This is a genomic window from Pseudoflavonifractor sp. HCP28S3_F10, assembly GCF_052065415.1.
Taxonomy (GTDB): Bacteria; Bacillota; Clostridia; order Oscillospirales; family Oscillospiraceae; genus Pseudoflavonifractor_A.
The window spans coordinates 19,644-41,649 of the sequence record NZ_JBQHUB010000018.1 but is presented as its reverse complement, the minus strand read 5'-3'; the positions used below and the strand labels follow the sequence as shown (position 1 = coordinate 41,649).

General features: G+C 62.2%; 22 protein-coding genes and 3 tRNA genes. 8 read left to right on the top strand and 17 right to left on the bottom strand.

All coding sequences use genetic code 11. The features are described from left to right. Positions 1 to 41: 41 nt before the first annotated feature. The 4 genes from ACTNBZ_RS09070 to ACTNBZ_RS09055 all read right to left on the bottom strand — a co-directional run bounded on the left by ACTNBZ_RS09070 (position 42) and on the right by ACTNBZ_RS09055 (position 2,230). Positions 42 to 132, bottom strand: a tRNA-Ser gene (locus tag ACTNBZ_RS09070). Between the two features lie 44 nt (positions 133 to 176). Further along, a tRNA-Ser gene (locus ACTNBZ_RS09065) sits at positions 177 to 263 on the bottom strand. Between the two features lie 124 nt (positions 264 to 387). After that, positions 388 to 1,203 (bottom strand): cell wall hydrolase, encoded by an 816-nt coding sequence (locus ACTNBZ_RS09060; RefSeq protein WP_441209345.1) that lies wholly within the window; start codon positions 1,201 to 1,203, stop codon positions 388 to 390. A gap of 214 nt (positions 1,204 to 1,417) precedes the next feature. Next, complete coding sequence (locus tag ACTNBZ_RS09055; protein ID WP_441209344.1) at positions 1,418 to 2,230, bottom strand: cell wall hydrolase; 813 nt, start codon at positions 2,228 to 2,230, stop codon at positions 1,418 to 1,420. Positions 2,231 to 2,431: 201 nt separating this feature from the next. Here ACTNBZ_RS09055 and ACTNBZ_RS09050 point away from each other — a divergent pair. Then, positions 2,432 to 2,523: transfer RNA gene (locus tag ACTNBZ_RS09050), tRNA-Ser, on the top strand. Positions 2,524 to 2,606: 83 nt separating this feature from the next. Then, complete coding sequence (locus ACTNBZ_RS09045) at positions 2,607 to 3,470, top strand: YitT family protein (protein ID WP_441209343.1); 864 nt, start codon at positions 2,607 to 2,609, stop codon at positions 3,468 to 3,470. A gap of 63 nt (positions 3,471 to 3,533) precedes the next feature. On the opposite strand, the gene ACTNBZ_RS09040 is transcribed toward ACTNBZ_RS09045, so the two are convergent. Together ACTNBZ_RS09040 and ACTNBZ_RS09035 are read right to left on the bottom strand one after the other, a co-directional pair. Continuing rightward, a complete protein-coding gene (locus ACTNBZ_RS09040) occupies positions 3,534 to 4,175 on the bottom strand; it encodes a TetR/AcrR family transcriptional regulator (protein ID WP_441209342.1) in 642 nt (213 codons plus the stop codon). Between the two features lie 127 nt (positions 4,176 to 4,302). Further along, on the bottom strand, positions 4,303 to 4,779 hold the full coding sequence (locus ACTNBZ_RS09035; RefSeq protein ID WP_441209341.1) for a metallophosphoesterase family protein: 477 nt from the start codon (positions 4,777 to 4,779) through the stop codon (positions 4,303 to 4,305). 111 nt (positions 4,780 to 4,890) lie between these two features. On the opposite strand from ACTNBZ_RS09035, the gene ACTNBZ_RS09030 reads away from it, so the two are divergent. Genes ACTNBZ_RS09030 through ACTNBZ_RS09020 form a run of 3 tightly spaced genes read left to right on the top strand, consistent with a single transcriptional unit; the run spans position 4,891 to position 6,031 of the window. Then, positions 4,891 to 5,175, top strand: a complete 285-nt coding sequence (locus tag ACTNBZ_RS09030) for a hypothetical protein (protein ID WP_441209340.1) — start codon at positions 4,891 to 4,893, stop codon at positions 5,173 to 5,175. Between the two features lie 36 nt (positions 5,176 to 5,211). After that, positions 5,212 to 5,712, top strand: coding sequence for a hypothetical protein (locus tag ACTNBZ_RS09025; RefSeq protein WP_441209339.1), 501 nt, complete (start codon positions 5,212 to 5,214; stop codon positions 5,710 to 5,712). After that, positions 5,699 to 6,031: a hypothetical protein gene (locus tag ACTNBZ_RS09020; RefSeq protein ID WP_441209338.1), complete on the top strand. Its 333-nt coding sequence runs from the start codon at positions 5,699 to 5,701 to the stop codon at positions 6,029 to 6,031. Before ACTNBZ_RS09025 ends, ACTNBZ_RS09020 begins: the two co-directional genes overlap by 14 nt. Positions 6,032 to 6,033: 2 nt before the next feature. Here ACTNBZ_RS09020 and ACTNBZ_RS09015 read toward each other — a convergent pair whose 3' ends face one another. The 4 genes from ACTNBZ_RS09015 to trpS form a co-directional block, all read right to left on the bottom strand. After that, on the bottom strand, positions 6,034 to 6,795 hold the full coding sequence (locus tag ACTNBZ_RS09015; protein ID WP_441209337.1) for a hypothetical protein: 762 nt from the start codon (positions 6,793 to 6,795) through the stop codon (positions 6,034 to 6,036). A 106-nt stretch (positions 6,796 to 6,901) separates the two neighbouring features. Beyond that, positions 6,902 to 8,047: a non-hydrolyzing UDP-N-acetylglucosamine 2-epimerase gene (gene wecB / locus ACTNBZ_RS09010; protein ID WP_441209336.1), complete on the bottom strand. Its 1,146-nt coding sequence runs from the start codon at positions 8,045 to 8,047 to the stop codon at positions 6,902 to 6,904. Next, positions 8,044 to 9,171: an MraY family glycosyltransferase gene (locus ACTNBZ_RS09005; protein WP_441209335.1), complete on the bottom strand. Its 1,128-nt coding sequence runs from the start codon at positions 9,169 to 9,171 to the stop codon at positions 8,044 to 8,046. Before ACTNBZ_RS09005 ends, wecB begins: the two co-directional genes overlap by 4 nt. A 27-nt stretch (positions 9,172 to 9,198) precedes the next feature. Then, positions 9,199 to 10,200, bottom strand: coding sequence for a tryptophan--tRNA ligase (gene trpS, locus ACTNBZ_RS09000; RefSeq protein WP_441209334.1), 1,002 nt, complete (start codon positions 10,198 to 10,200; stop codon positions 9,199 to 9,201). Between the two features lie 187 nt (positions 10,201 to 10,387). Here trpS and gltX point away from each other — a divergent pair, with 187 nt between their 5' ends. After that, positions 10,388 to 11,878 carry a glutamate--tRNA ligase gene (gene gltX / locus ACTNBZ_RS08995; protein ID WP_441209333.1) on the top strand — a complete coding sequence of 497 codons (1,491 nt, stop codon included), beginning with the start codon at positions 10,388 to 10,390 and terminating at the stop codon, positions 11,876 to 11,878. Between the two features lie 66 nt (positions 11,879 to 11,944). Here gltX and ACTNBZ_RS08990 read toward each other — a convergent pair whose 3' ends face one another. The 6 genes from ACTNBZ_RS08990 to ACTNBZ_RS08965 all read right to left on the bottom strand — a co-directional run bounded on the left by ACTNBZ_RS08990 (position 11,945) and on the right by ACTNBZ_RS08965 (position 18,365). Then, positions 11,945 to 13,162, bottom strand: coding sequence for an LL-diaminopimelate aminotransferase (locus ACTNBZ_RS08990; RefSeq protein ID WP_441209332.1), 1,218 nt, complete (start codon positions 13,160 to 13,162; stop codon positions 11,945 to 11,947). Further along, the gene (dapF, locus tag ACTNBZ_RS08985) at positions 13,146 to 13,952 is read right to left on the bottom strand and encodes a diaminopimelate epimerase (protein ID WP_441209331.1); all 807 of its coding nucleotides are present in this window, start codon (positions 13,950 to 13,952) and stop codon (positions 13,146 to 13,148) included. The genes ACTNBZ_RS08990 and dapF overlap by 17 nt, the downstream gene beginning before the upstream one ends. 11 nt (positions 13,953 to 13,963) lie before the next feature. After that, complete coding sequence (locus ACTNBZ_RS08980) at positions 13,964 to 14,506, bottom strand: ANTAR domain-containing response regulator (RefSeq protein ID WP_441209330.1); 543 nt, start codon at positions 14,504 to 14,506, stop codon at positions 13,964 to 13,966. Between the two features lie 58 nt (positions 14,507 to 14,564). Further along, positions 14,565 to 15,896: a type I glutamate--ammonia ligase gene (gene glnA / locus ACTNBZ_RS08975; RefSeq protein WP_441209351.1), complete on the bottom strand. Its 1,332-nt coding sequence runs from the start codon at positions 15,894 to 15,896 to the stop codon at positions 14,565 to 14,567. A 275-nt stretch (positions 15,897 to 16,171) separates the two neighbouring features. Continuing rightward, complete coding sequence (gene purF, locus ACTNBZ_RS08970) at positions 16,172 to 17,545, bottom strand: amidophosphoribosyltransferase (RefSeq protein ID WP_441209329.1); 1,374 nt, start codon at positions 17,543 to 17,545, stop codon at positions 16,172 to 16,174. 241 nt (positions 17,546 to 17,786) lie between these two features. Then, positions 17,787 to 18,365: a histidine phosphatase family protein gene (locus tag ACTNBZ_RS08965; protein WP_441209328.1), complete on the bottom strand. Its 579-nt coding sequence runs from the start codon at positions 18,363 to 18,365 to the stop codon at positions 17,787 to 17,789. Positions 18,366 to 18,518: 153 nt separating this feature from the next. On the opposite strand from ACTNBZ_RS08965, the gene ACTNBZ_RS08960 reads away from it, so the two are divergent. Together ACTNBZ_RS08960 and ACTNBZ_RS08955 are read left to right on the top strand one after the other, a co-directional pair. Then, positions 18,519 to 20,210, top strand: coding sequence for a glutamine--tRNA ligase/YqeY domain fusion protein (locus ACTNBZ_RS08960; RefSeq protein WP_441209327.1), 1,692 nt, complete (start codon positions 18,519 to 18,521; stop codon positions 20,208 to 20,210). A gap of 46 nt (positions 20,211 to 20,256) precedes the next feature. Continuing rightward, a complete protein-coding gene (locus ACTNBZ_RS08955; RefSeq protein WP_441209326.1) occupies positions 20,257 to 20,712 on the top strand; it encodes a phosphate-starvation-inducible PsiE family protein in 456 nt (151 codons plus the stop codon). Positions 20,713 to 20,779: 67 nt separating this feature from the next. Here the strand turns inward: ACTNBZ_RS08955 and ACTNBZ_RS08950 are convergent, their stop codons facing one another. Further along, complete coding sequence (locus ACTNBZ_RS08950) at positions 20,780 to 21,895, bottom strand: helix-turn-helix transcriptional regulator (protein ID WP_441209325.1); 1,116 nt, start codon at positions 21,893 to 21,895, stop codon at positions 20,780 to 20,782. Between the last annotated feature and the right edge of the window lie 111 nt (positions 21,896 to 22,006).

Genomic DNA, 22,006 nt, shown 5'->3' with positions numbered 1-22,006 from the left:
CGCACAGGCGGGACTTCGCGCCAAACAGGGAATTACTGAGCTGGCGCAGAAGGAGGGATTTGAACCCTCGCTGCGGTTTCCCACACTACTCCCTTAGCAGGGGAGCCCCTTCGGCCACTTGGGTACTTCTGCATGCCGAATGACATTCCTGTCAAGTGAACTGCTGCTGAAAAATGTGGCGGAGAGAGTGGGATTCGAACCCACGGCTCTTGCGAGTCACCGGTTTTCAAGACCGGCTCCTTAAACCACTCGGACATCTCTCCACGTCCGACTCAGTCACAGTGCGAAAATTATATTACCACAGTACACCTGTTTTGTCAACCCGAATTTTGTCAGCCCTTTCACAGGAAAAACGCGGGACCCGGTGGGGTCCCGCGTCTGCAGTGCTTAAGCGAAGAAAGCGTGGGCGCCGATGGTGGCCACCCGGGTACGGTTCCGGCAGGCCCAGCTGTTGGGAGACACGCTGGGATTGACGAAATACAGGCTGTTACCCACAGTATTGGCGCCGTCCAGGCACAGCTTGGCGGCAATGACGCTCTCGGCGTTGGGAGTACGGTTGATGCTGCCGCTGCTGGCGGGGGTAAACTGGTTCTTCTGGAAAATGACGCCCTTCACCGTGTTGGGGAACTTGGAATTGGCCACCCGGTTGAGCACCACGTTGCCAACGGCGATCTTGCCGCTGAGGGGCTGGTTGCCGCTCTCGGCGCTGATGATGCGGGAGAGCCAGTACAGGTCTTCGCCGTTATAATACGTGTCGCCGGACTGGATGGGACCGGTCCCCTTCTGGAACACCACGCTGCTGCTGGCCTGGTCCCACTGGACCTGGGCGCCCAGCGCCTTGGCCAGCACCCGGGCGGGGACCAGAATATTGGCTCCCTCGGTCTGAACGGCGTCGGGGACATAGAGATAGCGGCCATTGGCCACGATATACCTGGCATTCGGACAGACGCTCAGGCAAAGTCCCTCGGCCCGGGCCACGGACTGGCCGTTCTCCCAGGCGACGGTGGCGTCCGGATAGAGGGCGCACACTACAGGCCAATAAGACACGTAGGTATTCCGGTCGATCACTTTCGTAACTGTGGTCTCGGGCAGCGTTACGCCGTCCACTACCACGCCGACACTGCTCTCTGCGGCGGCCGCATGGGCGCTCAGGGCCACGAAAAGGGCCAGACAGAGCACCAGGCAGGACACTCGCTTCTGCATGATGAGGATACCTCCTGTTACTTTTTCGTTTACAATCTGTTACTCATTTTTCACTGGATTGTAACCACATTGTAACTTATTTTTGTCTCAATTGCAAGCAGAACTTTTGTCGAACGCCTGAACTCATTGCGGCGCAATGGATATAACTATCTGTACAAACCTGTTTCGACCCCGATTTTCTACCATTTTCTTACAAAATGGTGACAATTCGTTACTAACTGTAAAACTGGTGGCACCCGATGGTCATCACATAGGTCCGGTTGCCCGAGATCCACCGGTCGCTGGTCAGCGCAGGGGCAAAAAAGTACAGGCTCTTTCCCGCCACGTCGGCCCCGCCCAGGACCAGCCTGGCGGCAATGACGCTCTGGGCGGTGGGCTCCTGGTAGATGGTCCCGTTGCGCACCGGCGTGAACTGCCCGCCCCACCTGGAATCGAAAATGACCTCTTTGATCGTATTGGGGAACTCACGGCTGGCCACCCGGTTGAGGACCACATTGCCCACAGCGATCTGTCCCTCCAGCGGCTCGCCCCGGCTCTCTGCCGAGATGATGTGGGAGAGCCAGTACAGATCCTCCTCCGAGTAGCCGGCAGCCGGAGCGGCCTCTCCCCCGCCTGCCGTCACGGTGACCGCGGCGGAGGAGGGGTCCCACGTAACACCGGCGCCCAGGGCGGCAGCCAGTACCCGGACCGGCAGGAATACCCGCCCATCCCGGGCCAGTACGCCGTAGGGCACATACAGGGGCTCTCCGGCCGTCTCCACATACTGGGCGCCCGGCCGGGCGGTCAGGCGGGCCGTCCCGCTCCGGAGCACCGCCTGTCCTCCCTCCCAGGAGATCCGGGCTTCCGGCGCCAAAGCCGCTCCGGCGGACCGAAGGGCCACATATGTAGTGGAGCGCAGCGTTATGTAGTCCTCCTGCGCCAATTCCCTCCCGTTTACCCGCACGCTTTCCGTACCCGCGGCCGACGCTGTGCCCTGCGGAAACAAAATCGTGCAGCATAATAGGGCCGCCATGCAAATTCTTTTCATTTTGGTCACTTCCTTTCTTCTTTGTTACCGGATTGTAACCTTTTTATCCAGCCTTTTCAAGCTGTAAACTCTTCCATTACCTGTTAAGATCCAATCTTTCCCAATATTTTTTCTTGTTTTTGTCCTTTTCCCTCTTGACGAATCCGCAAAATCTGCTATAATAATCTCCGTTGCTTGCGGCAACGAAGCGTAGAGCGGCTTGGAGAGATGGCTGAGCTGGTCGAAGGCGCACGATTGGAAATCGTGTAGGCGTTGATAGCGTCTCGAGGGTTCGAATCCCTCTCTCTCCGCCAAACCGGAGTCTGTTATTTGGCAGGCTCCGGTTTTTTCCTGCCCTTTTACGGTGTCATATTATGCTTTAGGGGGTACATATCAAATGAAGCATCTGTCCCGGAGGTCGGTGCTGAACCTTCTCCTCCTTCTCCTCGGCAGCGCAATCTTCGCCCTTAACATGAACACCTTTATCGCGGCCGGCGATCTGGTGCCCGGCGGCTTTTCCGGCCTGTCCATCCTGATCCAGGGCATTGCCCGCAAATTTTTCCATGTCTCCATTCCTTTCTCGGTTCTCAACATCGGCCTCAACGCCATTCCGGCCATCCTCTCCTACCGGCTGGTAGGCAAGCGGTTCACATTGCTCTCCTGCTTCAATATTTTCTTCTTCTCCCTGCTGGTAGACCTGCTGCCCAAATATGAGATCGTGGATGATCCCCTGCTGGTGGCGGTGTTCGGCGCCATCCTGGGCGGCGTGGCCATCTCTCTGGTGCTCAACAGCGGCGCCAGCAGCGGCGGCACCGACTTCATCGCCATGTCTATCTCGGCCAAATACAAGACCACCAACGCCTTCAATTACATGCTCTATTTCAGCGCCGCCGTCATCCTGACCTACGGCCTGCTCTTCGGCATGGACAAGGCTCTTTACTCCATCATCTACCAGTTCTGCTACACCCAGGTCATCAACGCCCTCTACCGCCGCTATAAGAAAAAGACCCTCTTCATCGTTACCGAGGAGCCGGAGAAGCTCTCTCATGCCCTTATGGAACTGACCCACCACAGCTCCACGGTTCTGGAAGGGTACGGTGCCTATACCCAGAAGCGCAAATATGTGGTATATACCGTCCTCTCAGACAACGATATCCGGAAGATCAGTCACTATATTTCTCAGGACATGCCGGGGACCTTTGTCAACGTCCTCAATTCCACCGAGGTCATCGGCAACTTCTTCATCAAACCCCTGGAATAAGCTTCCGCTGTGCAAAAAACTCCCTCCGCGCTTTGGGCGCGGAGGGAGTTTTTATTGTTCCGGTCAATCCACTGTACGCCCCTTGGTCACCGAGTCCAGAAGCATCCGGGCTCCGTGGCGCAGGAACGCGCTCTTTTCCGTCTTGAGGGTCCGCTCGATATAGCGGCTCTTGCTGCCGGCCATCCTTATCATGCCGGACAGAGCCGCCCACAGCAGCAGAACAGTCTCGGTGGGAGGCAGTTCGATGCGCACCACACCCTCAGCGGCCCCTTTTCTAAGGAAGTCAGCCAACAGCTCGTTGGTCTCGTCGCCCACCTTCAGGATGTCCCGTACACTCTTGTCCATGGAGGCACCCTCCAGATCGACCGGCTGCTGGCTGTCAATGGCCTCAAAAGCCGCGGGATTTTCTCCGTAGAACTGGATGATGGCGTCGCATACAGCATCATAGGCCTGGAACCAGTTGGCATTGTTCTGGATCGCATCCCGGATCTTCTTCTGGAGCAGGACCATACTGCTCAGCAGGATGGCGTTGACAATCTCCTCCTTGCTCTGAAAGTAGACATACAGCGTGGCCTTGCTGTACTCCGACTCCCGAGCGATATCGTCCATAGTGGTCTTTTCCGTGCCCTTCTCTGAAAACAGCCGCTCGGCCGCCGCCAGGATGGATCCTCTGTGGAATTCGGTCAATGCCTGCTTTTTACTCAACGCAACCACACCTCTCGGTATTATTAGTAAATATCCGGTTTAACCAATAATACCACGCTCTTATTTTTTTGACAATGAGTTTTGTTTATTTTTTCACAAATTTTTCTGAGCAAAAAACGCAGGCCCGTCAATCCTCCTGTTTGAGGGTATAGCATACGGTATCCTCTCCCTCCAGGCAGATAACGCCGTAGGTGGCCCCCGCCCATCCGCCCCGGATGGTGCCGGGGTTCATTACCCACAGTCCCTCGTGATACTCGCAGAAGTCCTCATGGGTGTGGCCGAAGAGCAGGATATGGGCCTGGGCCTCCCGGGCGGCCCACACTGCCGCGCCCATCCCCAGCTTGACGTGCCGGGTATGGCCGTGCATCATCAGGATGCGGCGGCCCTGGATCTCCAGCACCCGCTCCTCCTCCAGGTCGCTCCGCCGCCCGTCGCAGTTGCCGCAGACCCACTCCATAGGTACATCCGGGAAGCGCTTCTTCAGGGCCCTGGCATCCGGGTTCACGTCCCCCAGATGGAGCACCATATCGGGCCGGTCCCGCCGAACCGCCGCCTCCATATGGCGCACATCGCCGTGGGAATCGGAAAAAACCAATAGTTTCATGGCAAGCACCTTCTCTGTTTCTTCACATATACTGGTGACAGGAGCGGCCGCCGCCGCCCAGTCTTTTATCCGGATATCGTGCATATCCTCAAAATAATGGAGGGAAACGCCATGGCAAATCAACCGCAGAACAACCTGGACGCTCTGATGAAGGACCCCAAGGCCGCCAGTCTGCTCAGGGACCGGGAGGCCCTGTCCGCCCTGCTCCGCTCGCCGGACACCCAAAAGCTCATGTCCATGCTGGAACAGAACGCAGGCGGCGGACTCAAGCAGGCCGCCGATGCCGCCGCCAGGGGGGACACCTCCGCCCTGATGGGGCTGGTCAACCAGGTGATGAGCAGCCAGGAGGGGGCGGCGGTGGTAGACCGCATTCAGAAAGCGGCCCCCAAAAAATAAGGCGCGGGGCACAGCCGGGCCGGAAAGGAGCGAGGTATGGCTGAATTTGAAGAGAAGCTCAACGCCATCCTGAGCGATCCGGAGGCCATGGGGCAGATCGTGTCCATCGCCAAGGCCCTCACCGGCGGAAGCGCCCCGGACAGCAGCAGCGCCCCTTCCTCTCCGGAGGAAGCAGCCTCCCGGCCATCGGAAGACGCCGCGCCCTCCCCTGCCGCACCGGAGACTCTGGCGGCCGGGCAGCCGGACCTGTCGGCCCTGCTCCGCCTGGCGGGCTCCCTGTCCGGCGGAGGGTCCGATCCCCTTTCCGCCCCGGGCGGCCTGGACCCGGCCATGGTACAGAAGGCACTGCGGCTCTTCTCCGAGTACAGTGCCGCCGACGACCGGAAGATCGCCCTTCTCACCGCCCTCAAGCCCTTTCTGAAAGAGGAACGGCTGGCCAAGGTGGATAAGGCTGTCCAGATCGCCAGGCTCTCCCGGGTCATCCGGGTGGCCTTCCAGCTCTTTCAAAAGGAGGGAAACGGCGATGGCGCTCTATAACCGTTATATCCACAACGGTGCGGCTTATACCCGGGTGCTGGAGGAGGACGCTCCTCCTCTCCGGCCGCCGGAACCCCGGCCTTCGCCATCCCCGCCGTCCAATCCCTCCGTCTCCGGGGCGCCGGAGGAACCGGAGGTCCCAACGGACCCGGCCCGGGACAAGAGCGGCCTGGGCGGGCTTCTGAAAACCCTGAAGCTCGACAAGCTGGACACCGGTGACATCCTGCTCCTGCTCATCCTGCTCTTTCTCTTTCTGGAGGGAGATGACCTGGAGCTGGTCATCACTCTGGGCCTGCTCCTGCTGATGGGGCTGGAGTGACCTTATCCCTGAACGGTATGGAGCACCGTACCGTCAGGCAGGATGAAGCCGGTCTGGGCGGGCACCGGGCGCTCCACCGCTGTAGAGGTCATGGAGAGCACCGTCTCCTCCCCCGTCACCCGCCGGGCAGCCATCAGCAGGCCGCTGTCCGCTCCCACCCAGTAGTGGGAGACGCTGTTCAGCTCCTCGTCCTTCACCGCTACATAGATGCAGGCCGTCCCGTCCAGATCCACATAGTCTGCCTGAATGATATGCTCCGGATTTTCCGAGAGCACGTCCTCGTAGGTGGGGATGCGGGGTCCCTCCAGGTCGGCGGAGTTCTCATCCGCCGGGGCGCTGGCCCAGGTACGGCTCCCGCCGTACCAATAGTACACCGTTCCGTCCCCCACGATGCTGTGGCGCACCGTGCCGCCGGGCAGGACGGAATCGGTCCTGGTCCAGCCGTTGTCCGCCCAGATCTTGGATCGCACCGCGCCCCCGGTGCCGCTGTACTCCACCGTCACCTCCCGGTAGTAGCTGGCCGGTCTGGCCAGCGTGGCGATCACGTTCTGAACGGTCTCCGGCGTCACACTGACCCGGATCAGATCGCCGTCGGGGCCGGCAGGGGCGCCGCTGGTCCCCGGCTCGGCCGTCTCCAGGACCGGAGGCGGAGTGATGCGGGGGATACCGCCGGAAAACAGGTCCATCCCGAAGCTGGAGAACACCGCCACCGCGATGACCAGTGCGATCAGGACCACCAGAATATTTCGGCTCTTCCCCTCCATGCCGCCGTTCCTCCTTTGTTCCGAAATAGAATACTGCAGACCGATCCCCTGTTGAAAAGCGGGGCGGGGACGGCTGTCCCCCCCCCGCCGGGCTCTTATTTTACGTTCACGCCCCGAACTCCTCAGGCGGCTCCTTCCGCAGCCCGAAGCGCCACTCGATGGCGTCCACGATGCGGCGGCAGGCAAAGCCGTCGCCGTAAGGGTTCACCGCATGGGCCATGGATGCGTAGGCCGCCGGATCGCCCAGAAGCTCCGCCGCCAGACGGTAGACGCTCTCTTCCTCCGTGCCGGCCAGCTTGACGGTACCGGCTTTAACCGCCTCGGGCCGCTCGGTCTCCCGCCGCAGGACCAGGACAGGCTTGCCCAGAGCGGGGGCCTCCTCCTGAAGGCCGCCGGAATCGGTCATCACCAGATAGACCCGGGCCATGAGATTGTGCATCTCCTCCACGTCCAGCGGGTCGATCAGGTGGATGCGGGGATGGCCGGACAGATACTTCTCCGCCGCCTCCCGCACCACCGGCGACAGGTGCACCGGGTAGACCAGCTCAGTATCCGGGAAATCGTCGGCGATGCGGCGCAGGGCAGTCATGATATGGGCCATGGGCTCGCCGTAGTTCTCCCGGCGGTGGCAGGTCACCAGAATGACTTTCTTCCCCTCGTAGTTCAGATGGTTGAGCAGGCCGGTGGAGAAGCGGTAGTCCTCCCGCACGGTGGTCCTGAGGGCGTCGATCACCGTATTGCCCGTAATGAACACGCCCTGGCGGATGTCCTCCCGCTCCAGGTTGTTCCGGTTGGCCGCCGTGGGGGCGAAATGCAGGTCTGCGATATCTCCCACCAGCTTCCGGTTCATCTCCTCCGGGAAGGGGGAGTACTTGTCCCAGGTCCGCAGGCCGGCCTCCACATGTCCCACGCTGATCTGGTGGTAGAAGGCGGCCAGGGCCCCGGCGAAGGTGGTGGAGGTGTCCCCGTGGACCAGCACCAGGTCGGGTTTTGCCTGGGCAAAGACCTCCTCCATGCCCAGCAGGCACTTGGTGGTGATGGTGGACAGGGTCTGCCGGGGCTCCATGATGTTCAGGTCATAGTCCGGCTTGATCCGGAAGATGTCCAGCACCGAGTCCAGCATCTGCCGGTGCTGCGCGGTGACACAGCAGATGGATTCGATGCCCTCCCTGCTCTGGAGTTCCTTCACCAGAGGAGCCATTTTGATGGCCTCGGGCCGGGTGCCGAAAACAGTCATAACACGGATACTCATTTTGCGTCGTCCTCCTCCCGTTCAACAGTGCCGGACGGGTCTCCGGCGTGTTCCTGCCCCTGCTCTCCGCTGCCGTGCAGGAAAATGCGGGCGGCGATGGCTCCCGTCACGCACAGTGCGAAGAGGAGCAGCATGGCCCGCAGGGAGCCCGCCGTGGTCAGCACCACCGCGGACAGGCCCAGGATGGCGGAGATCACGTAGAGCACCGCCACCGCCTGCTTCTGGCTCAGGCCCATGTCGATGAGCCGGTGGTGCACATGGCTCCGGTCGGCGTGCATGGGACTCTGCCCGTGGGCAACGCGGCGGATAAAAGCAAAGCAGGTGTCAAAGATGGGCAGGCCCAGCATGAGGAAGGGCACCACAAAGGAAATGACGGCGTAGTACTTGAACAGGCCCTGGATGGACACCACCCCCAGCACATAGCCCAGGAAGGTAGAGCCCGTGTCCCCCATGAAGATCTTGGCCGGATTCATGTTGTAGGGCAGAAAGCCGATGCAGCCGCCGGCCAGGCAGGCCATAAGCACCGCCACATTGGGCTCGGCCACCGCCAGGGCGATGACCAGCATGGTCATGGAGCTGATGGTGGACACGCCGCAGGCCAGTCCGTCCAGGCCGTCGATGAGGTTGACGGCATTGGTCACCGCCACGATCCAGATCACGGTGAAGGGCACGGACAGCCAGCCCAGCTCCCAGTAGGGATTGCTGGAGAAGATGTTGGGATTGGAGATGACCTCGATCACATTGCCGCTCCATACGGCAATGCCGGCGGCGGCGATCTGTACCAGCAGCTTGGGCATGGCGGGCAGGGCGTAGATATCGTCAAAGATACCCAGGATCACGATGATGACCGCCCCCAGCAGCATCCCCTGGAGCGGCCGCGTCATGCCGTCCGGCTGGATGAAGCGGATAAAGACGATCACGCTGAACAGAAAGCCCAGGAAAATGGCCAGGCCGCCCATGCGGGGAATGGGGTGGTCGTGCATCCGGCGGTTGTCCTTGGGCACGTCCACCGCGCCCCACTTCTGGGCCAGGCTCTTGACGATGGGCGTGGTGATAAGGGCCACCAGGAACGCGGTCACCAGCGCGCCGGCCACCAGGCCGATGGTCTCAATTGTCATTGGCATAGGAAAGCTCCTTTACCGGGCCGGGCCTCAGCGGGCCACGAAGCCCACCTTTTTATAGACTTTCCGCAGGGTCTTGTTGGCCACGTAGGAGGCCTTTTCCGCGCCCTGCTTGTAGACCGATTCCAGATAAGCCTTGTCGCTGAGGATCCGGGTGGCCTCCTCCCGGATGGGACGGAGCAGGTCCACCACGGCCTCACCCACCGCGGGCTTGAACACGCCGTAGCCCTTGCCGTCGAACTCCCGCTCAATCTCCTCGTAGCTCTTGCCGGTGCAGGCGGAGTAGATCTGCATCAGGTTGGCCACGCCCGGCTTGTTCTCCCGGTCGTAGCGGACGCAGTTTTCGGTGTCGCTGTCGGTAATGGCCCGCTTGAACTTGCGCTGGATGTCCTCCGGCTTCTCCATGAGGAATACGCAGCCCTCGGGGATGGACTTGGACATCTTGGATTCGGGGTCGGTCAGGCCCATGACCCGGGCGCCGGCCTTGGGGATGTAGGGCTCGGGGATCTTGAACACGTCGCCGTAGATGTTGTTGAAGCGCTGGGCCACGTTCCGGGTGAGCTCCACGTGCTGCTTCTGGTCCTCCCCCACCGGCACATAGTCGGGCTGGTAGAGCAGGATGTCCGCCGCCATCAGGGCGGGATAGGTGAACAGGCCGCCGTTGATGTTCTCCTTGTGCTTGGCGGACTTGTCCTTGAACTGGGTCATGCGGGAGAGCTCGCCGAACATGGTGTAGCAGTTGAGGACCCAGCCCAACTCCGCGTGCTGGTGGACGTGGGACTGGATGAACAGAGTGTTCTTCTCCGGGTCCAGGCCGCAGGCGATGTACTGGGCCAGCTGCTCCAGAGTGCGCCGGCGCAGGTCCGCCGGGTTCTGCCGCACGGTGATGGTGTGCATATCGGCCATGAAATAGTAGCAGTCGAACTCCTCGGCACGGGCGCTCCAGTTTTTGATGGCGCCCAGGTAGTTGCCCAGGTGCAGGTCGCCGCTGGGCTGGATGCCGGAGAGCATGACTTTTTTCTGAGTATCCATAAATAAAACACCTCGCTGTGTATCATTTCACATCTGGATAGTATATCATAATCGCCTCCGCTTGACAATGCCGGAGCATACTCATGAAGCCTCAATTCTGTCCGGTTTCTCTTGTCAACCGCACCGAAACCCTCTATAATAGATATACTGCATATTATCCCGCCGAGGGCGGGCTGGAGGAGTTTAAATGGATCTGGACATGAAATGGTTTGACGAGATGGAGGCCCGCATCCCCAAGGGTGAGGTGCGCACCCGGTTCGCCCCCTCTCCCACCGGCTACATGCACGTGGGCAACCTGCGCACCGCCCTGTACACCTGGCTCATCGCCCGCCACTACGGCGGCAAGTTCCTGCTGCGCATCGAGGACACCGATCAGGGCCGCCTGGTGGAGGACGCGGTGGACGTCATCTACAACACCATGCGCAAGTGCGGCCTGGACTGGGACGAGGGTCCCGACGTGGGCGGCCCCGTGGGTCCCTACATCCAGACCGAGCGCCGGGATTTTTACGGGAAATACGCCCAGCTTCTGGTGGAGAAGGGCCATGCCTACTACTGCTTCTGCGAAAAGACCGAGTCGGAGGAGGACTCCGGCGAGTTTGACCGGGGCGCCGACCCCTGCCGCAGCCTGAGCCCCGAGGAGGCCAAAGCCAGGGTGGCCGCCGGCGTGCCCTACGTCATCCGGCAAAAAATCCCCGCCGAGGGCTCCACCACCTTCCACGACGTGGTCTTTGGCGACATCACCGTGGAGAACGCCACTCTGGATGACCAGGTGCTGATGAAGTCCGACGGCCTGCCCACCTATAACTTCGCCAACGTCATCGACGACCACCTGATGGGCATCTCCCACGTGGTCCGGGGCAGCGAGTACCTGTCCTCCGCCCCCAAGTACAATCTGCTCTACCAGGCCTTCGGCTGGGAGGTCCCCGCCTATATCCACTGCTCCCCCGTCATGCGGGACCAGCACAACAAGATGTCCAAGCGCAAGGGCGACCCCTCTTACGAGGATCTGCTGGCCATGGGCTACCTGTCCGAGGCCATCGTGAACTACGTCACCCTGCTGGGATGGTCCCCCAAGGGCGAAAACAGCGAGCGGGAGTTCTTCACCCTCAGCGAGCTGGCCGAGGCTTTTGATGTGGCGGGCATCTCCAAGTCCCCCGCCATCTTCGACATCGAGAAGCTCAAGTACTTCAACGCCAACTACCTGCGCGCCCTCTCCCCTGAGGACTTCTATCAGGGCGCCGAGCCCTACCTGAAGGAGGCGGTCAGGACGCCCGGCATAGACCTCAGGCTCATCGCCCCCCTGGTCCAGCCCCGGTGCGACACCTGGCTGGACATCGCCCCCCAGGTGGACTTCTTCGACGCTCTGCCTGAGTACTCCAACGAGCTCTACTGCCACAAGAAAATGAAGACCAATGTGGAGAACTCCCTGGAGGCCCTGAACCTGGTCCTTCCCGTGCTGGAGGCCCTGCCCGAGTGGAGCTACGACGCCATCCACGACGCCCTCATCGATCTGGCCGCCAGTCACGAGCTGAAAAACGGCCGCATCATGTGGCCCGTGCGCACCGCCCTTTCGGGCAAGGCGGTCACCCCCGGCGGCGCCGTGGAGCTGTGTCACATTCTGGGCAGGGACGAGTCCCTGCGCCGCATCCGCAAGGGCATTGAGCAGCTCTCCCTGTAATCGGAAGCGCATAAAAAACTCCCCCGGACGGCCGTCCGGGGGAGTTTTTCGTCCTATTGGCCGCGCTTACAGCACCTTTTTGATGCGCTCCACCGCCTCGCGGGTGGCGTCGGCCTCGCCGAAGCCGGTGAGGCGGATATAGCCCTCGCCGCTGGGGCCGAAGCCGGCGCCGGGGGTGGTGACCACGTTGGCCTCCCGGAGCAGCTTGTCGAAGAAGTCCCAGGAGGGCATGCCGTCCGGGGTCTTGGCCCACACGTAGGGGGAGTCCACGCCGCCCGACACGGTGAGGCCGGCGGCGGCCAGGCCCTCCCGGATGACCCGGGCGTTGTTCTGGTAGAAGGCGATGGTCTCCCGCACCTGGGCGCTGCCCTCGGCGGAGTAGACCGCCTCGGCGCCCCGCTGGACCACGTAGGGTACGCCGTTGAACTTGGTGCACTGGCGGCGGTTCCACATGGCGTTCAGGCTGGCACCGCCCCGCGTCAGGGCCTTGGGCACAACGGTGTAGGCGCAGCGGGTGCCGGTGAAGCCGGCGGTCTTGGAGAAGGAGCGGAACTCGATGGCGCACGTTTCGGCGCCGGGGATCTCATAAATGGTGTGGGGCACGCCGGGAGTGGTAATAAATGCCTCATAGGCCGAGTCGTACAGGATCACCGCGCCGGTGCGGTTGGCGTAATCCACCCAGGGCTTGAGCTGCTCGGCGGTGGCCGCCGCGCCGGTGGGGTTGTTGGGGAAGCAGAGGTAGATCATATCCACCGGCTCTTCGGGCAGCGCGGGCATGAAGCCGTTCTCTGCCACACAGGGCATGTAGACCAGGTTGGACCATTTTCCGGTCCCGGCATCAAACTCCCCCGCCCGGCCGGACATGGCGTTGGTGTCCACATAAACCGGGTACACCGGGTCGCACACGGCCACCTTGTTGTCCACACCGAAGATATCCACGATGTTTCCGCAGTCGCTCTTGGCGCCGTCGGACACAAAGATCTCGTCGGGCTGAATGTCCACGCCCCGGGCCTTGTAGTCGGCCGCGGCGATGGCATTGCGCAGGAAGTCGTAGCCCTGCTCGGGGCCGTAGCCGTGGAAGCCCTGGGCCGTGGCCATGTCGTCCACCGCCCGGTGCATGGCCGCCGTCACCGCCTGGGGCAGGGGGCGGGTCACATCCCCGATGCCCAGCTTGATGAGCCGGCGGTCAGGGTTGGCCTGGGAGTAGGCCGCCACCCGGCGGGCGATCTCAGAGAACAGATAGCTGCCGGGCAGCTTGAGAAAATTTTCATTGATCTGAACCATGGTCATACACTCCTTCGTATACAGTCACCGCAGGACCGGTCATATAGACATGCCCATCGCGCTCCTCCCAGCGGATATGCAGCGTGCCGCCGGGCAGCTCCACCCGGGCCTCCCGGCCGCACAGGCCGTTCAGCGCCGAGGCCACCAGCGCCGCGCAGGCGCCGGTGCCGCAGGCGAGGGTCTCTCCGCTTCCGCGCTCCCACACCCGCACGCGCAGCCGGTCCGGGGCGCATACCTCCACAAACTCGGTGTTGGTGCGGCCGGGAAAGCTGGGATGGCGCTCAAAACCGGGGCCCAGCCTGGCCAGATCCAGCTCCTCCAGCCCCCGGACACAGAGCACCGCATGGGGATTCCCCATAGATACCGGTGTAATGCGGTAATCCTTGTCATATACTGTTATGATGCGGCTTTGGTCTGGTTCCGGTATCCCCATATCCACCGTGACCTCCGCCACTTTTCCGTCCTCGGTATGCAAGTCTAATTCCTTTACACCTGATGCAGTCTCTATGCTCAGGCGCTTTTTGGAAGTCATACTCTTGTCATAGACAAATTTGCCCACACAGCGGATGCCGTTGCCGCACATGGCCCCCTCGGAGCCGTCGGCGTTGAACATCCGCATGCGGAAATCGGCGGTCCCGGACGGACAGATGCAGATCAGCCCGTCGGCGCCGATGCCGAAATGCCGGTCGGATACTTTTACCGCCAGACCCGGCAGGTCGGGCGGGGTCTCCTTGGTGCAGTCCAGGTAGACATAGTCGTTCCCCAGACCCTGCATCTTGGTAAACCGCAAAATATACCTCCCTAATAGATGGCAATGCCGGCCTCCCGCTCCAGGAGCATCCGGGCCGTGTCGGACAGCTTACGCCCTCCGGCCATGCTCCGCTTCTGCAGCAGCCGGTGGGCCTGCTCCTCGTCCACGCCGTAGCGCTCCATGAGCCACTCCTTGGCCCGGAGGATCATGGCCTCCTCCTTCTCGCTGCGGGGCGGGCGCACATCCCGGCCGGCGGCCGCCACCACCTGCCGCACCGCGTCGATCAGCGCGGCCCGGGAAAGGGGCGAGGCCAGCTTGAAAATACGGGGATCCTCACAGAGGGTCAGCAGGTCCTGCCGGGCCAGCAGCAGCATGGTCCGGCCCTCGGGCAGGTCACAGAAGAGCTCCTCCGCCGTGCCGTCCGGGAATTTATACCCGCACACCACCGTGGGGATACGCTGCTGGCCCATGAGCACCTTGACCTCGGCGGCGGTGCGGCAGCAGAGGACCCGGGCCACGCCGGTGCTCTCCAGCAGCGAGCGGATCTTCTCTCCGGTCCGTTCGTTCTCGAACACGGCCGCGATGCGTTCCACGGTCCTCACCCCCTGTCCCGGTCATATCCGCCGCCAGTACTCCGGCCGAAGCCGGGGATCAATAGTTGATGATATACTTCTCCCGCTCCCAGGAGCTGACGCGGGTCTTGTACTCATACCACTCTCTGCGCTTGCCCTGAATATAGTAAGAGGAGACATGGTCGCCCAGGGCGTCCATGAGGAGCTGGTCCTTCTGCAGCTCCTTGATGGCGCTGGAAAGGGAATCGGGCAGGTTCTCGATGCCGTGGGCGGCCCGAGCCGCCTCGTCCATGGCGAAGATGTTCTCGGTGATCTCCTCAGGCGGCGTGAGGCCCCGCTCGATGCCGTCCAGGCCGGCGGCCAGGCACACGGCGAAAGCCAGATAGGGGTTGCAGGCCGGATCGGGGGAGCGGAGCTCCACCCGGGTGGACTGGCCCCGGGCGGCGGGGATGCGGATGAGGGCGGAACGGTTGGAGGCCGACCATGCCAGATAGCAGGGGGCCTCGTAGCCGGGCACCAGGCGCTTGTAGGAGTTGACCAGCGGGTTGGTAATGGCGGAGATGCCCTTCACATGCGCCAGGATGCCGGCGATGAAGCTGTAGGCCTCTTTGGACAGGCCACGGCGGTCGCTGGGATCGTAGAACACATTCTTTCCGTCCTTGAACAGGGACATGTTGGTGTGCATGCCGGAACCGGCCACACCGTAGATGGGCTTGGGCATGAAGGTGGCGTGGAGGCCGTTCTTCTGGGCCAGCAGCTTCACAGCCAGCTTGAAGGTCATGATGTTGTCGGCAGCAGTGAGGGCGTCGGCATATTTGAAGTCGATCTCATGCTGGCCGGCGGCGTTCTCATGGTGGCTGGCCTCGATCTCGAAGCCCATCTCCTCCAGATTGAGGCAGATCTCCCGGCGGGTGGTCTCTCCGTGGTCCAGGGGGCCCAGGTCAAAATAGCCCGCCTCGTCGTTGGTCTCGGTGGTGGGGTTGCCCTGCTCGTCGGTCTTGAACAGGAAGAACTCACACTCGGGACCCACATTGAAGGTGTCATACCCCATGGCGCGCATTTTCTCCAGCATGCGCTTGAGCACGTTGCGGGGGTCGCCCATGAAGGGGCTGCCGTCGGTGTTGTGTACATCGCAGATCAGGCGGGCGGTCTTGCCGAACTGGGCCCGCCAGGGGAAGGTGACAAAGGTATCCAGATCGGGATAGAGACACTGGTCGGACTCGTCGATGCGGACGAAGCCCTCCACCGAGGAGCCGTCGAACATGATCTCATTGCTCACCGCCTTTTCCACCTGGGAGGCAGTGAGGGCCACGTTCTTGAGCTGGCCGAAGATGTCGGCAAACTGCATGCGGACGAATTTGATGTCCTCTTCCCGGACGATGCGGATGATGTCTTCCTTGGTAAATGCCATGGACATAGATCCCCTTTCCTTCTTTCATGTTATGGGAAAAAACCGGTCGCTATGCGAAAAAAGGCGCTCCGCTCCCTCGGGAGCCGGAACGCCTTCGTTCTCGACCAAAGCCTCGCGCGTACAGGGAAGCTCTCTCCCCTTCCCCGTGTCCTTCGTCCATCCGAAGGCTGATATGTAGATAGTACCATACCGGCTTTCGCTTGGCAATTGGCAATTTTACAGGCTTTTTCTGCCCGGAAACGGCAGGAATCCGGCCTTCTTCCCAAGGCTGGGGCTCAATCCTCCACGGGAACGGGGTAGCACTCGGTAAAGCATCCGTCACAGAAGCCGCACCGGGCATTGGGGGCGATGCGGCGCAGGTCCTCCAGGGGCAGAAAGCCCAGGCTGTCGGCCCCGGTCAGGTCCCGGATCTCATCCACCGAGTACTTGCAGGCGATGAGCCGTTCCTTGTCCGGGATATCGGTGCCGAAGTAGCAGGGAGCGATGAAGGGAGGCGCGGACACCCGCATGTGGACCTCCTTCGCCCCGGCCTGCCGCAGCAGATTGATGATCTGCCGGGAGGTGGTGCCCCGGACGATGGAGTCGTCGATCATCACCACCCGCTTTCCCTCGATCTGGCTGCGGAGGGGCCCCAGCTTGATGCGCACCGCCTGCTCCCGCTGCTCCTGATTGGGCGTGATGAAGGTACGGCCGATATAACGGTTTTTCACGAAGCCCTGGACATAGGGGATACCGGATTCCTCGGCATAGCCCATGGCGGCGTCCAGCCCCGAGTCGGGCACACCGATGACCACGTCGGCCTCCACCGGCCAGGCCCGGGCCAGCAGCCGGCCGGCCTCCCGCCGGGCGTCATGGACGCTCTGCCCCTCGATGACCGAGTCGGGCCGGGCAAAATAGATGTACTCAAAAATACACATGTTGCTGGAGGCGCCCACGCAGTTGTCCCGGATGGAGCGGACCGTGCCGTCCATCTGGGCCACCACGATCTCGCCGGGCTCGATGTCCCGCTCGAACGTGGCCCCCACCGCGTCCAGGGCGCAGGACTCGGAGGCAAACACCACCGCGTCCCCCTTCCGTCCCATGCACAGGGGACGGAAGCCCCAGGGATCCCGGGCGGCGATGAGCTTCCGGGCCGACATGACAATAAGGGAATAGGAACCCCGCAGCAGGCGCATGGCATGCATCACCGCGTCCTCGGCGGAGGGGCAGCGCAGCCGTTCGTGGGCTATGGCATAAGCGATGAGCTCGGAGTCGGTGGTAGTCTGGAAGATGGCCCCCTTGTACTCGAACTCAGTGCGCAGAGAGCGGGTGTTCACCAGGTTGCCGTTGTGGGCCACCGCCAGGGTGCCCTTCACATACTTCAGCGTCAGGGGCTGGGCATTTTCCCGGCGGCCGCCGCCGGTGGTCGCGTAGCGCACGTGCCCCACCGCCATATTGCCCGCCAGAGCGTCCAGCTTCTCCTCGGTGAACACCTCCCCCACCAGGCCCAGGTCCTTGTGGTAGGACAGCTCCAGGCCGTTCATGGCGGCGATGCCGCAGGCCTCCTGCCCCCGGTGCTGAAGGGCATAGAGGCCGTAATAGGTAGTGCGGGCACAGCCGCCCGCCGGGTCCAGGACGCCAAAGACGCCGCACTCTTCGTGGATGGACATGGGAACTCCTCCTCGGGGCCGTCCGGGACATTTTGCAAGCTTTGCTTCCAGAAATGGCGTATCCTCTCAATTCTGTCAGCACAAAGGCCTGCAAAGCCGGAGTTTTCTTCCGTTTCCGGCGGCCGGAATGCAATTGAACACCGAAATCATATCATGTTTCAGGCTTTAGCGCAATAAATAATTCCCCCTTTTTCAGGCCCTCTACCCACGTTTTTCCGTTATATTCAGCAAACCATCCGGTTCATCTTTTTTGAAAGAGCCGGGCGCTGTCCAGCGTTACCCACTCCGCGTTGGCCAGGAGGTAGACCTGGTGGATGGTGGAGAAGTCTCCCCGGTCCAGCCAGCACATCAGGCCCTTGATGAGCCCGCTGTGGGTCACTATCAGCACGGTATCTTCCGGCCCCGCCGCGATGGTCTTCAGCACCGGAAGCACCCGCTCCAGCATCTGCCGGTAACACTCGCCCCCCTCCGGCGCCGTGTTCAGCCGGTCCAGGCGGTAGCGGCTGTACTCCTCCGGCCATTTCTCCGCGACCTCCGGCCAGGAATATCCCTCCCAAATGCCGAAAGAGATCTCCTGCAGGCCGGGTGCTGTCTCCGGCTCCAGGCCCAGCCGGGCGCCCACGATGGCGGCGGTCTCCGCCGCCCGCCGCTGGGGACTGCACCAGAGCCGCTCCACCCGCTCGCCCCGCGCCAGCAGACGCTCCGCCAGGTCCCGGGCCTGCTCCAGCCCCTTTCCGTTCAGCGGTATGTCGCTCTGGCCCTGCACCTTCCCCCGGGCGTTCCAGTCGGTCTCCCCATGTCTTGCCAGCAGGATCCGCATGTCCCGCGCCTCCTTTATGTCTGATTGGCTCATTGTAGTCCGCCGCCCGCTGAGAAGTCAAGGAAACTCTTGCAAAAGCGGCCTTACACAGTATATAATAATTAAGTTACACGGGCGGATCACCGTCCTATTTTTACAAAGGAGTGAACGAACATGGCCGACGAACTGAATACACCTGTGATGGCCCAGAATTTTATCCACGATTTCATTGATGAGGATATCGGGCAGGGCGGTCAGTTCCAGGGTATGACCGTCCACACCCGCTTCCCGCCCGAGCCCAACGGCTATCTGCACATCGGCCACTGCAAGGCCCTGATCATCGACTTCGGCACCGCCGAGAAGTACGGCGGGCTGTGCAACCTGCGCATGGATGACACCAACCCCACCAAGGAGGATGTGGAGTACGTGGAGGCCATCCAGGAGGACATCCACTGGCTGGGCTTTGACTGGGGCGACCGGTTCTTCTACGCCTCGGACTATTTTGACCAGATGTACGAGTACGCCGTGGGGCTCATCAAGCAGGGCCTGGCCTACGTGTGCGAGCTCTCTCCCGAGGAGTTCAAGGCCCACCGGGGCGATGTGGTCACCCCTGCCACCTCCCCCTACCGGGACCGCCCCATTGAGGAGAGTCTGGACCTCTTCGCCCGGATGAAGGCCGGCGAGTTCCCCAACGGCGCCATGACCCTGCGTGCCAGGATCGACCTGGCCAGCGGGAACTTCAACATGCGGGACCCGGTCATCTACCGCATCAACCACATGCACCACCACCGCCAGGGGGACAAGTGGTGCATCTACCCCATGTACGACTTTGCCCATCCTATCGAGGACGCGCTGGAGGGCATCACCCATTCCCTGTGCTCTCTGGAGTTTGAGGACCACCGTCCCCTGTACGACTGGGTGATCCAGCACTGCCCGGTGCCCTCCAAGCCCCGGCAGATCGAGTTCGCCCGGCTGGGCATCAACTACACCGTCATGAGCAAGCGCAAGCTCCGCGCCCTGGTGGAGGGCGGAAAGGTCTCCGGCTGGGACGATCCCCGGATGCCCACCCTGTGCGGCCTGCGCCGCCGGGGCTACACCCCCCGGGCCATCCGCAATTTCACCGAGCGCAACGGCGTGAGCAAGGCCGCCTCCACAGTGGAGTATTCCTTCCTGGAGCACTGCCTGCGGGAGGACCTGAACGAGAGCGCCCGGCGGGTCATGGCGGTGCTGCGGCCCATCAAGCTGACCATTACCAACTACCCCGAGGGCCAGAGCGAGACCTTTGAGGTGGAGAACAACCCCAACCGCCCGGAGGACGGCAGCCGCACCGTCTCCTTCTCCCGTACCCTGTACGTGGAGGCCGAGGACTTCCTGGAGACTCCGGTGCCCAAGTACAAGCGCCTTTACCCCGACGGCCCCGAGTGCCGCCTGAAGGGAGCCTACCTCATCAAGTGCACCGGCTGCGTGAAGGACGAAGCGGGCAATATTACCGAGATCCTCTGCACCTACGATCCCGACAGCCGGGGCGGCGACCCCGCCGACGGCCGCAAGGTAAAGGGCGCCACCATCCACTGGGTGGACGCCGCCACCGCCGTGGACGCCGAGATCCGGCTCTATGACAACCTCTTCTCCGATGAGGCCCCCGACGCCGGCGACAAGGATTTTATGGAGTGCCTGAACCCCGCCTCTCTGGAGGTCCTTACCGGCGCCAAGCTGGAGGCCAGTTTGGCCAATGCCGCCGCTCCCGCCTCCTTCCAGTTCATGCGGCAGGGCTACTTCTGCGTGGACAATAAGGACAGCGCCCCGGGCCATCTGGTCTTCAACCGCTCGGTGAGCTTGAAGGACGGCTTCAAGGCCAAGGGTTGATCTCCCCATCCCTTCCCCTATACACAAGAGAGAAAGGACGTACCCTATGGACAGTGAGCTGCTGAAACTGCGCATCCCCGGCATCATCTACCTCATCGCCCTGCTGCTGGAGGTGGTGGTGAGCATCCTGGTGGTGGGCGCCATCCTCATCTCCCTGTGGGCCGTGCTGCTGGACCTGGGCCTGATGGCCGGCTCCGGCACCGACGTGAACAGCCTGCATGAATTTCTGGCCACCGCCTTTACGGTGGTCATCGGCATCGAGTTTCTCAAAATGCTCAGCCGCCATAACGTGAGCTCCTGCGTGGAGGTCCTGCTCTTCGCCATTGCCCGGCAGATGGTGGTGGAGCACACCTCCCCCGTGGAGAACCTGCTGATGGTGGTGGCCATCGCCATCCTCTTCGCCATCCGCAAGTACCTCTTCATTCCCGGGCTGGATGATAAAAAGTACCAGCCCCACCATGGGATCCATGCTGCGGAGGAAAAACAGCCCGCTCATAAGTAATCGTTTTACACGCAAAACGGCCGCCCCATTCAGGGGCGGCCGTTTTCTGTCGGAAGACTCCCGGCGCTCAATCGGACGGCTGCTCTTCCGCCTCATCCGCACGATGCTCCAACCGCAGGGAGCATAGCAGCAGCCACGCCGCCGTCAGTACCAGCGCCAGCGCCGCCATGCCCCAGGACCACTGCCCCAGGGGCACATAGACCCCACCCAGTCCGTTCCGGTAAGGGATGATCCGCTGGGTGACGGGGGACCAGGCCAGCCGGTAGACCCGCAGGCCGGTCATGAACCAGCATAGGGCGATGATGCCCCAGGCCGGCAGGATCCACCGTCTCCATCCCTTTTTCAGCAGCGGCAGGACGGCCAGCGCCCCCAGTACCAGCACGACACGGAGGAAAACCATTTCCTGCCGCTGCCAGGCCTCCACCGGCAGGCCCTCCTGCTGGTACCAGAGCCAGAACAGGCAGGCAAAAACCGGCGCCAGCGCCGCGGGGAGCTGCCGCAGCCGGGGCCGGGCCAGCCGGAGCCGGATATGGGAGAGTTTCTCTCCCTTTGCGCCGCTCCAGCGGAGCACCAGATACTGGGTGGCCGCCGTCAGCACCAACGCCAGCACCGCCAGTACCACTACGATGAGTGCTTTGTGCCCAAAGAGCCACACCATCAGGCGGACGCTGGGCTCATACTGGTTCTCCACCGTCACAACAGTCCCAACGCGCGCCGCGAAGAGCAGGGCGGCCAGGCGCAGCAGCAGCGTCAGATTCACCGACAGGTCCATAACCCCGTTGGCCAGCCAGAACCAGCGGCTCTGACAGGTATAGTACCTTTGGAGATACACGCCGTAGGCCATGCATCCCAGATAGGCCAGGTAACACACCAGGCTGGGCATGAACAGGTCCAGCAGGTAAAAGAGCACGCCGCCCCCCAGGGCGAAGCCGAAGGACAGCAGGCTCTGCCAGTCGGTCCGGGTCAGGGTGCGCACCGGGCGCTCGCCGTCCAGCAGGTCGTCCACCGTCACCCCCAGCGCCCGGGCCAGGGGCACCAGCAGGGGTACGTCGGGATAACCTCCCTCACTCTCCCAGCGGGACACGCTTTTGTTGCTCACCCCCAGGGCGTCGGCCAGATCCTGCTGGGTCATATTCTTCTCTTTCCGATAGCGCTTGAGCCGTTCACTGAAGCTCTGTTCCATCTTCGCGCCTCCTTTCTGTGGCAGTATTCTACTCCATGGCCCCCAAAAAGGCCACCCCACGCTCCGGGAATCCGCTCCCGTGATATGAGAAAGGGCCGGGAATCCGCTCCC

Coding starts and splice junctions, on each gene's coding strand:
- ACTNBZ_RS09060 (WP_441209345.1), bottom strand. CDS start 1,203: ATGCAGAAGCGAGTGTCCTGCCTGGTGCTCTGTCTGGCCCTTTTCGTG.
- ACTNBZ_RS09055 (WP_441209344.1), bottom strand. CDS start 2,230: ATGAAAAGAATTTGCATGGCGGCCCTATTATGCTGCACGATTTTGTTT.
- ACTNBZ_RS09045 (WP_441209343.1), top strand. CDS start 2,607: ATGAAGCATCTGTCCCGGAGGTCGGTGCTGAACCTTCTCCTCCTTCTC.
- ACTNBZ_RS09035 (WP_441209341.1), bottom strand. CDS start 4,779: ATGAAACTATTGGTTTTTTCCGATTCCCACGGCGATGTGCGCCATATG.
- ACTNBZ_RS09030 (WP_441209340.1), top strand. CDS start 4,891: ATGGCAAATCAACCGCAGAACAACCTGGACGCTCTGATGAAGGACCCC.
- ACTNBZ_RS09025 (WP_441209339.1), top strand. CDS start 5,212: ATGGCTGAATTTGAAGAGAAGCTCAACGCCATCCTGAGCGATCCGGAG.
- ACTNBZ_RS09020 (WP_441209338.1), top strand. CDS start 5,699: ATGGCGCTCTATAACCGTTATATCCACAACGGTGCGGCTTATACCCGG.
- ACTNBZ_RS09015 (WP_441209337.1), bottom strand. CDS start 6,795: ATGGAGGGGAAGAGCCGAAATATTCTGGTGGTCCTGATCGCACTGGTC.
- wecB (WP_441209336.1), bottom strand. CDS start 8,047: ATGAGTATCCGTGTTATGACTGTTTTCGGCACCCGGCCCGAGGCCATC.
- ACTNBZ_RS09005 (WP_441209335.1), bottom strand. CDS start 9,171: ATGCCAATGACAATTGAGACCATCGGCCTGGTGGCCGGCGCGCTGGTG.
- trpS (WP_441209334.1), bottom strand. CDS start 10,200: ATGGATACTCAGAAAAAAGTCATGCTCTCCGGCATCCAGCCCAGCGGC.
- gltX (WP_441209333.1), top strand. CDS start 10,388: ATGGATCTGGACATGAAATGGTTTGACGAGATGGAGGCCCGCATCCCC.
- ACTNBZ_RS08990 (WP_441209332.1), bottom strand. CDS start 13,162: ATGGTTCAGATCAATGAAAATTTTCTCAAGCTGCCCGGCAGCTATCTG.
- glnA (WP_441209351.1), bottom strand. CDS start 15,896: ATGGCATTTACCAAGGAAGACATCATCCGCATCGTCCGGGAAGAGGAC.
- purF (WP_441209329.1), bottom strand. CDS start 17,545: ATGTCCATCCACGAAGAGTGCGGCGTCTTTGGCGTCCTGGACCCGGCG.
- ACTNBZ_RS08965 (WP_441209328.1), bottom strand. CDS start 18,365: ATGCGGATCCTGCTGGCAAGACATGGGGAGACCGACTGGAACGCCCGG.
- ACTNBZ_RS08960 (WP_441209327.1), top strand. CDS start 18,519: ATGGCCGACGAACTGAATACACCTGTGATGGCCCAGAATTTTATCCAC.
- ACTNBZ_RS08955 (WP_441209326.1), top strand. CDS start 20,257: ATGGACAGTGAGCTGCTGAAACTGCGCATCCCCGGCATCATCTACCTC.
- ACTNBZ_RS08950 (WP_441209325.1), bottom strand. CDS start 21,895: ATGGAACAGAGCTTCAGTGAACGGCTCAAGCGCTATCGGAAAGAGAAG.